The sequence below is a fragment of the Stieleria mannarensis genome (assembly GCF_014154935.1).
In the GTDB taxonomy this organism is placed as follows: Bacteria; Planctomycetota; Planctomycetia; order Pirellulales; family Pirellulaceae; genus Stieleria; species Stieleria mannarensis.
In genome coordinates, this window is record NZ_JACEHH010000007.1 from 94,234 (window position 1) to 101,895 (window position 7,662).

At 58.5% G+C, this 7,662-nt stretch carries 8 protein-coding genes; 4 read left to right on the top strand and 4 right to left on the bottom strand.

The window, feature by feature from the left end; all coding sequences use genetic code 11:
- Positions 1–293 precede the first annotated feature (293 nt).
- Complete coding sequence (locus H1B37_RS06985) at positions 294–1,163, top strand: hypothetical protein (RefSeq protein ID WP_182865914.1); 870 nt, start codon at positions 294–296, stop codon at positions 1,161–1,163.
- A 158-nt stretch (positions 1,164–1,321) separates the two neighbouring features.
- Here H1B37_RS06985 and H1B37_RS06990 read toward each other — a convergent pair whose 3' ends face one another.
- Positions 1,322–1,558 (bottom strand): P-loop NTPase family protein, encoded by a 237-nt coding sequence (locus H1B37_RS06990; protein ID WP_353620795.1) that lies wholly within the window; start codon positions 1,556–1,558, stop codon positions 1,322–1,324.
- A complete protein-coding gene (locus H1B37_RS06995) occupies positions 1,486–2,154 on the bottom strand; it encodes a methylmalonyl-CoA mutase family protein (RefSeq protein ID WP_353620796.1) in 669 nt (222 codons plus the stop codon). Before H1B37_RS06995 ends, H1B37_RS06990 begins: the two co-directional genes overlap by 73 nt.
- A 20-nt stretch (positions 2,155–2,174) precedes the next feature.
- Here H1B37_RS06995 and H1B37_RS07000 point away from each other — a divergent pair, with 20 nt between their 5' ends.
- The 3 genes from H1B37_RS07000 (at position 2,175) to H1B37_RS07010 (ending at position 6,150) form a co-directional block, all read left to right on the top strand.
- Complete coding sequence (locus tag H1B37_RS07000) at positions 2,175–2,594, top strand: carboxyl transferase domain-containing protein (RefSeq protein WP_220498079.1); 420 nt, start codon at positions 2,175–2,177, stop codon at positions 2,592–2,594.
- Positions 2,595–2,787: 193 nt separating this feature from the next.
- On the top strand, positions 2,788–4,824 hold the full coding sequence (locus H1B37_RS07005) for a DUF1549 domain-containing protein (protein ID WP_182865916.1): 2,037 nt from the start codon (positions 2,788–2,790) through the stop codon (positions 4,822–4,824).
- 42 nt (positions 4,825–4,866) lie between these two features.
- A complete protein-coding gene (locus H1B37_RS07010) occupies positions 4,867–6,150 on the top strand; it encodes a DUF1501 domain-containing protein (protein ID WP_182865917.1) in 1,284 nt (427 codons plus the stop codon).
- Positions 6,151–6,185: 35 nt separating this feature from the next.
- Here the strand turns inward: H1B37_RS07010 and H1B37_RS07015 are convergent, their stop codons facing one another.
- Positions 6,186–6,659, bottom strand: a complete 474-nt coding sequence (locus H1B37_RS07015; RefSeq protein WP_182865918.1) for a hypothetical protein — start codon at positions 6,657–6,659, stop codon at positions 6,186–6,188.
- Between the two features lie 117 nt (positions 6,660–6,776).
- Positions 6,777–7,517 carry a hypothetical protein gene (locus H1B37_RS07020; protein WP_220498080.1) on the bottom strand — a complete coding sequence of 247 codons (741 nt, stop codon included), beginning with the start codon at positions 7,515–7,517 and terminating at the stop codon, positions 6,777–6,779.
- Between the last annotated feature and the right edge of the window lie 145 nt (positions 7,518–7,662).

Sequence of the window (7,662 nt, forward strand, 5' to 3'; positions counted from 1 at the left end):
GCAGGGTCTTCGAATCGAAAATGGTCGCCGCCCCCACCACGTTGCTGGCCGAGCACGGATTGTACAACGAAGCGCTTCGCGACGAGCTTGAGGACAAGGTCAATGACGCGGACGTTCGGAACAAGGGCCTCTAACTGCAATTCGATTGAACACCAAACACTCCACCGTCGGAAGCGTCATCGCCATCGATTGGTCCTTGATGCCCCTGCCCCTCTTGACGAATACAATTGGCGAAACGGAGGACGGCGTCGTCTAGGTTCCAACTGAGAATCCCACGCGAGGAGATGGTACGCATGCGCCGCATTTGCCGAATTTCTGTCGTCGTGTTGGGAATCGCGCTCATTGGTGGAGGTGACGCACCGGCTCAACCCTTGGTCGACACGCCAGAGAGTCTGGAAAGTCTGGTCGTGAATGCGGATCGCGTTTGGATCGCAAAAATCGTTGACGTCCGAGACGAGCCGATCCCCGGTGGTTCGAAGATGCCCGGCATCACGATCGCCGTTGAAGAAACGCTGAAGTACCCGCTGTACGAGCAACGTCATGAGAGAATGGGGCTGTTCGTCGAACCCCCGACGGCAAGATACAAAGCTTTTGAAAAGCATTCGAGCCGCCTCTTGATCACGCACAGCGATTGTTGCCAGTCCTCGCCGAAGCTGATCGATTTGACTGCGGGCAAGGTCGAACTCTTCCTGGCTGACTTTACCGTCCTGCACGAACCTGACGCCGTCGTCCGTGCGGCCAAAGAGATCATCCGCCACACGCCAACTCATGTGCGACAATTGCAAACCGTTCGTCTGGTGATTCCACCGAACGTGCTCGTGGACACCCAACTGGGACCCTACGGACAATTAATCGTCCCGGTTGACGAGCGGCTGGAGCAGCGTGCGATCGGCTTCCTGACATCCGAGAGTTATTCCAGGCGATCCGAAGGCGCCAAGATCCTGCGGTACTTCAAGTCCGATGCCAACATCGACCGCTTGCGTACGCTGCTCGGGGACGCGGGATACAGCCAACAGCGGGCCGGCGATGGGAACCGATCGAAATACGACGGCGTCCGCAATGATGCTTACCAAACACTCAGGGCCTGGGGGATCGAAGTCGAACGCCCTGTGATTGCCAAGCCCGACGACCGACATGATGATCCGCGAAACGGTGGTCCATGACATCGAACGCGGCAACTGTCGTGACATCGGACCAAGAGGGATACACAGGACAGATACGTCCCATACGTCCTATTGGTCCGATTGGCTCCATCGCGTGATGTCGTCTTCGCTAGCGACGCGGGGCGGCGAGGTGCCTCTGACGCGATTTGACGGAGCAATCACCGTTCTCCCATTGCGTAACGGCAGATCTCATCCCAGCCCGCTGGTTCGCCTTGTCCGGCTCGCACGACCGACACGCGGCGAGCCCCCGGCAGGTTGATCTGCTCTCGCAGTTCGGTTTCCAATCGGTCGGCGCCGGGAAGGTCACACTTGTTGACCACGATCATGTCGGCGATTTCCAGCAAACCAGCCTTTTCCCATTGAATCGCGTCGCCAGACTCCGGTTGCAACAGCAAACAGACGCGGTCGACGTGCCGGCGAACTCTTTTAGGATGTCGTTTTGGATCGTGCCCCGCAACTCGCGAACATCAAAGCCTCGCTCTTTCGCGGCCGTCAGATAAAACGCCATCAGAATCGCAGCGGGAGCGTTGATGGTCATCGAGACGGAGAGCTTTTCCAAGTCGATGCCGTCGTACAGCAGCAACATGTCATCTAGCGTGTCGATCGCGACGCCCAGACGTCCGACTTCGCCGCAGGACTGGGGATCGTCGCTGTCGAGCGCCATCAGGGTTGGCAGATCGAACGCGGTGCTAAGGCCTGTTTGCCCATTGTTTAGCAAGACCCGAAAACGATGGTTCGTTTCCGACGCGGTGCCGAACCCGGCAAACTGCCGCATGGTCCACAAGCGCCCCCGATACATCGTTTCGTGAATTCCGCGCGTGAAGGGAAGTTGTCCGGGACTGCCGATGTCCTGTTGCACGTCGACCTGCGACAGGTCCGCATCGCTGTAGGCCTGTTTGACCGCGACAGAATCCGTGATTCGCCGGTCATCGAGCCGCAGCGGGATATAATGAAACATTCCGGCGACGTGTTGGACACGTCGACAATCCACGGCTTGTTCACGGTGTCATCATGAATGACCTGCGCTGCGCAACCGAAGCATTGATGCGTGAAGAGCGTCGGATCCGCGAAGCGAGCGGAGGGGCGATCGATGCCGGTAAACAAGGATTTGCAGACCGGCTGTCGGTTCGCCAGCGAATCAGCGTGTTGGTGGATTCCGGCAGCACGTTTTTTGAACTGGGGATCTGGGCCGCCTGGCGGATGTACGACCAGTGGGGCGAGGTGCCGGCGGCGGGAGTGATTGTGGGTATCGGCCGCGTTCGCGGGCGTCCGGTGATGGTGGTCGCCAATGATTCCTCGGTGAAGGCCGGCGTGTTCTTGCCGTTGCAAGACGAGATCTTTCCCGATGAAGATGACTTCGGACGCATCTTTCGCAACAACGCCGTGATCAAGCAACTGGAAAACCCGACGGATCCATCGCTAACGTCATGATTTCGGGGGTGTGTTTGGTCATCGCGTCGAGAATCTGCCCTCACGCGGCATCCCTGTATGACATCATTCTGCCCCGAATCATTCTGTCATTCCCGCACCTCCATCGTTTTGTCCCCATCGTCACCCTGGGATTCGTTACACTGTAAGTGGCCCCGCGTTTCAATGCTTTCCTGCAAATCCACAGGAACCGGCGATGCGAATGTTGCTGTTGTGCTTGGTCGTGACGCTGCCGCCAACGTGCGTCGTTGCCGACCGTCCGTTTGCCCGCTCGGTCACCGAAGTGCCTCGCGAGACGATCGAAGCGATCCGTCGAGGGATCGATCGCCATGTCGACGCGCATCTCTCTCGTCTGAATCTCGCCCCTCGCCCACCGGTCGACGATGCAACGTTTCTGCGACGGGTGCACTTGGCGATCGTCGGTCGGATTCCGACTCTCGACGAATCGAGAGAGTTTTTGGATTCCAAAGACGCCGACAAGCGGGCGGTGTTGATCGACCGTCTGTTGGATTCTCGCGGCTATGTCAGCCATCACTTCAACTTCTGGGCGGACCTGCTGCGCGTCGTCAGCCGCCATCCCAACGGCGGCACGGGACAACCCTACATCGACTTCGTCAAGGATTCACTCGCTCGCAACAAACCGTATGACCAGTTCGTGTACGAGATGTTGGCCGCCGAAGGTGCGGCGCTGGCCCGCGGCAACGGCGCGACCGGCTATTACATTCGCGACCGCGGCATGCCCGAAGACAACATGGCCAACACCGCCCGCGTGTTCCTCGGCACACGACTGGAGTGTGCTCAATGCCATGACCATCCTTTTGCACCGTGGACGCAGCAAGATTTCTACGAGCTGGTTGCCTTCACGGCCGGTCTGACGACTCGGACGAAGTTGAACCAGAGTGACGGCCTGTCGCGGGTTTCGGCCCCCGAGGATCGGCAACTGGTCAACAACGTCAAGAAGTTGCTCGGTGAGATGTCCTATGGGGTGCACGGCGGTGGCGATGGAACGGTCCGTTTACCGGGCAATGTTCAAAGCGGTCGTGACAGTTCGCAAGAGTTTGTCACGGCGAAAACTCTCTTTGGAAAACGCGATTTGGTGAACCAGTTCCCGACCAGTTCCAGCGAACGCCGGGACCTGCGCTCCGGCCCTCGTTTTGCATTTGCACGTTGGGTGACATCGCCGGAAAATCCGCGATTCACCAAGGTCATTGCCAACCGACTGTGGGGCAAAGCGATGGGGCGTGGTGTGATCGATCCGGTCGACGACTTCACCGACGACAACCCTGCATCCAATCCCGAATTGCTGGAGTTCTTATCTCAAAGCATGGTCGACCTGGACTATGACATCAAGCAATTCCTGCGTGCGGTCTACAACTCCAAGACCTACCAGCGGGCCACTACAGACGAGGTGACTCTTGCGACCGATGGCTACCACTTCCAGGGTCCGCTGCTGCGCCGCATGTCGGCCGAACAACTCTGGGACTCGCTTGTCACGTTGGCCGTGATGGCTCCCGATCAACGGGGCAACCCGACCGAAGCGGCCAGGAGAGGCATTTTTGGAGAGGACTTGTACGATGGTTATGAACAGGTTCGTGACCTCTCGTTGGAACAGCTATTCGAATTCGCACGAAACGAACTTGCCATTCAAAACGAGTTGCGTGATCCGGAGCGTGCCAGAAAGCGGAGTCTGGCGATGCAAAAGCCCGGTGAGCGGACGGCGAAGGAATTGAATGAGCTGCAGCGGCGGGTGGCGAAATTAAAGTTGAAGGCCTCATTGAATCCGCGTGACCCGGCGCGATCAAATTGGTTGAAGGAAATCCACGAGCTGACCCGACGACTCAATCACATCCCGGCGCAAATCAGCCCCAGCCTTGTTCGCGCCAGCGAGTTGTCGTCGCCCGCACCGGCGTCACATTTTTTACGCCAGTTTGGTCAGTCGGATCGCGAACAGGTCGACAACGCTCACACGGATCCCGCCGTCAATCAGGTCCTGACACTGATGAACGGTCAAATCGAAAGCCAGATCTTGAGCAACCCGCAAACAGCACTGATGTACCAAACCGCCACCGCTTCGGATCCTTTGGAAGTCGTTTACTTGTGCATGTTGAGCCGTCGACCGACGCCGCAAGAACGTTCCATCTGGCTTGATTTAGGCGATCAAGTTGGAAAGGAAGCGATCGAAGACTTGGTCTGGACGTTGGCCAACACGACCGAATTCCTGTTCATTCACTGAACGGATCTCAGCCCGCTTTCCCGTTTTTCCAGGTTCACAACGATGCAAGACCGAACCTCCGACGCCGAGTTTCCGAACCGGCGAGAGTTTGCCACTCGTGCGGCCCAGGCGTTGCTCGGCGTGACCACGCTACCGACGCTGGGTGCCTTCGCCGCGGACCAGAAAATTGACGCGGCAGCCAAAGCCGAACGCGTCATCTACTTTTATATGAGCGGAGGCATGAGCCATCTGGACACGTTTGACCTGAAGCCGGGAGCGGCGACTCAGGGACCGGTCGAAGCGATCGACACCAACGTTCCCGGAGTCAGGGTGGCCAGCGACTTCGGCCGTTTGGCCCGCCAGATGGACAAGGTGGCGGTCATCAACTCGATGACGACGACTCAGGGGGCACACGCGCAGGGCCGCTACTACATGCACACCAGCTATTTCCAACTCCGTTCGATCAAGCACCCCGAACTGGGCGCGTATGCCGCGATGATGTTGCCCCGGTTGAATCCAACGCTGCCGGCCAACGTCAAGATCGGCGGCAACAGTTCCGGACTTGGCGCCGGTTTTCTGGAGTCCAAATACGCGGCTTTGCCCATCGGCGATCCCCAGGCCGGGCTTCCGCACAGCAAGCTTCCCCGACACATCTCGGATGACCGATTCGCCCGCCGCATTCGGCACGTCCGACTGATGAACCAGTTGCGTGCCGTCGGCGATGCACCGGCGTCGGCGCGAGCGTACACGGAGATGTATGACGAGGCGGTCAATTTGATGAACAGCCGGGACATCGAGGCGTTTGACCTGACCAAGGAACCGGCTGCGATGCGAGAACGTTACGGCGACACCAGGCTTGGACAAGCCACGTTGTTGGCACGTCGTCTGGTGGAGCACGACGTCCGGTTTGTCGAAGTCGGTGACGGCGGATGGGACACGCACAGCGATAATTTTTCCGCCGTGGCACGCAAAGCGGCGATCCTGGACCGCGCCCTCGCGACGCTGTTGGCGGATCTCGCCGAGCGGGGGTTGTTGGCCAGCACGCTCGTTGTACTGGCGACCGAATTCGGACGCACGCCGAGGATCAATCCGCAAACCGGGCGCGATCACTACCCGGCCGCGTTCACCTGCCTGTTGGCCGGCGGCGGCATCCGTGGTGGTCAAGTCTATGGGCGAACCGATCGCGAGGGGCGAGAGGTCGAAGAGGATCTGGTGACCGTGCCCGATTTCAACGCCACCATCGCCACCGCCCTCGGGTTGCCGATTGAAAAAACCATCTATTCACCGTCGCGCAGACCGTTCACCGTCGCTCACGATGGACAGCCGATCGAAAGAGTTTTGGGATGAACAGCTCGGACCGATCGGTCACCATCGGCGGCGACTCATCGTGCGGCTTGTCGTTCGAGCTGGGCCACGCGTCGGTTAACGACGGATAGACGATGATTTAAATCCTGGACCTCTTTGGCCAGAATCAAAACGATCTGCTGCAAATCCGCCTCGTTCATTGCCGTCGCATTGCCGGCCAGCTGATCGTCTGCGCCGGCCACATCGGACAGACGGAACGGGTTGGGGGCGATCTGCCACGCCTTGAGCAATTCTTCGACGTCCGCGATCTGTTGTCGCACATCGGGCAACGCCGGGTGTTTGGGCCCCATTCGAGCTTCATTCCAACGCAGCACACGAAGCTGTTGGGCAAGTTCCGTGCCCCGATCGGTCATCAAAGCCGCCTTCGGGATTTCGCTGCCGGAATCCACACCGCCGGCCCCGGTTTGTGCCCAAACCGAAGACGGGATCCGACCGAAGGCAGCAACCAGAAGGCAGGCCCCCGCAAGCACAAACCAAAAATGAATCTTCATCTTGCACTCTCTCCCGACGAACCGTGCGGACACATGAACCACCTTGATTGTAGCGTGGCGTGTGCCGTCGCTCAGCCAAACAATCCGTCGCGACGGCATGAATCACGATCCGGTCGTTCAGCGTCGTCGGCGGCGCAGCGTGGTCCCCAGCAGCATCAGACTCCACGTCGCAACGCTCGCCGGCTCGGGAATCACACTCGATGACGACGTCAGCGTGATATTGTCCACCGCAGCAATCGTTGCAAAGGGATCTGGAAGGCCGAATCCCCCCGGTCCATCGACATCGATCAGATTGAACGAAAGCGTCACCTCGTCTCCCAAGACTTCGCTTGGCAAGTCAACCGACACTCGTCCGAAAAAGTCTGTCCCACCGGTGAACCCGCTGAAACCCGGATCAAATGCGACACTTTCCAGAGAAACATCAATCGCCCGCTTCGGTGGGATTTCACTGCCGTCAGCAGGATCAATCTTGACTCCCACAACTGCATCGACCACCAGGATATCCAACAGGTCATCCAATCCCGATCTGGATTTCAGATTCACCGAGAAGGCGTCGATAACTGGCCCGACGGTACTGGGAGATCCCTCGGTCGAAAATGCAAAGTCAAACGACAACGTTGACGCCACACTCGGTACGGTGAATTCCTGCTGTAGCTGTAGTAGGAATGTCGCATTGTCGTTCTGCAACTGGGCGAACGAACCTCCGGGTTCGCTGACCGTTCCGGCAGAAATCGGCGCGAAAAAGAAGTCCTCGCCGACTACGGTGAATCCCGCCAGATCCGTTGCGTCATCGAACGTACCATTCGTGATCACTCCCGCATCGCTGCGGATCGCGACCGTGACAAGAGCGAGAAGCAATACGAATCTCTGTGTCAATCTCATGATTCCCTCGAATGGACGGTCTCCCCGTTTCAAGTGACCGTCTAAGTGTAAACCGATGTACTGTCTTGTGAATCATCTCACGGCACTCCCCCCCCGGAATCCGACTAAAATTTCCATCGCA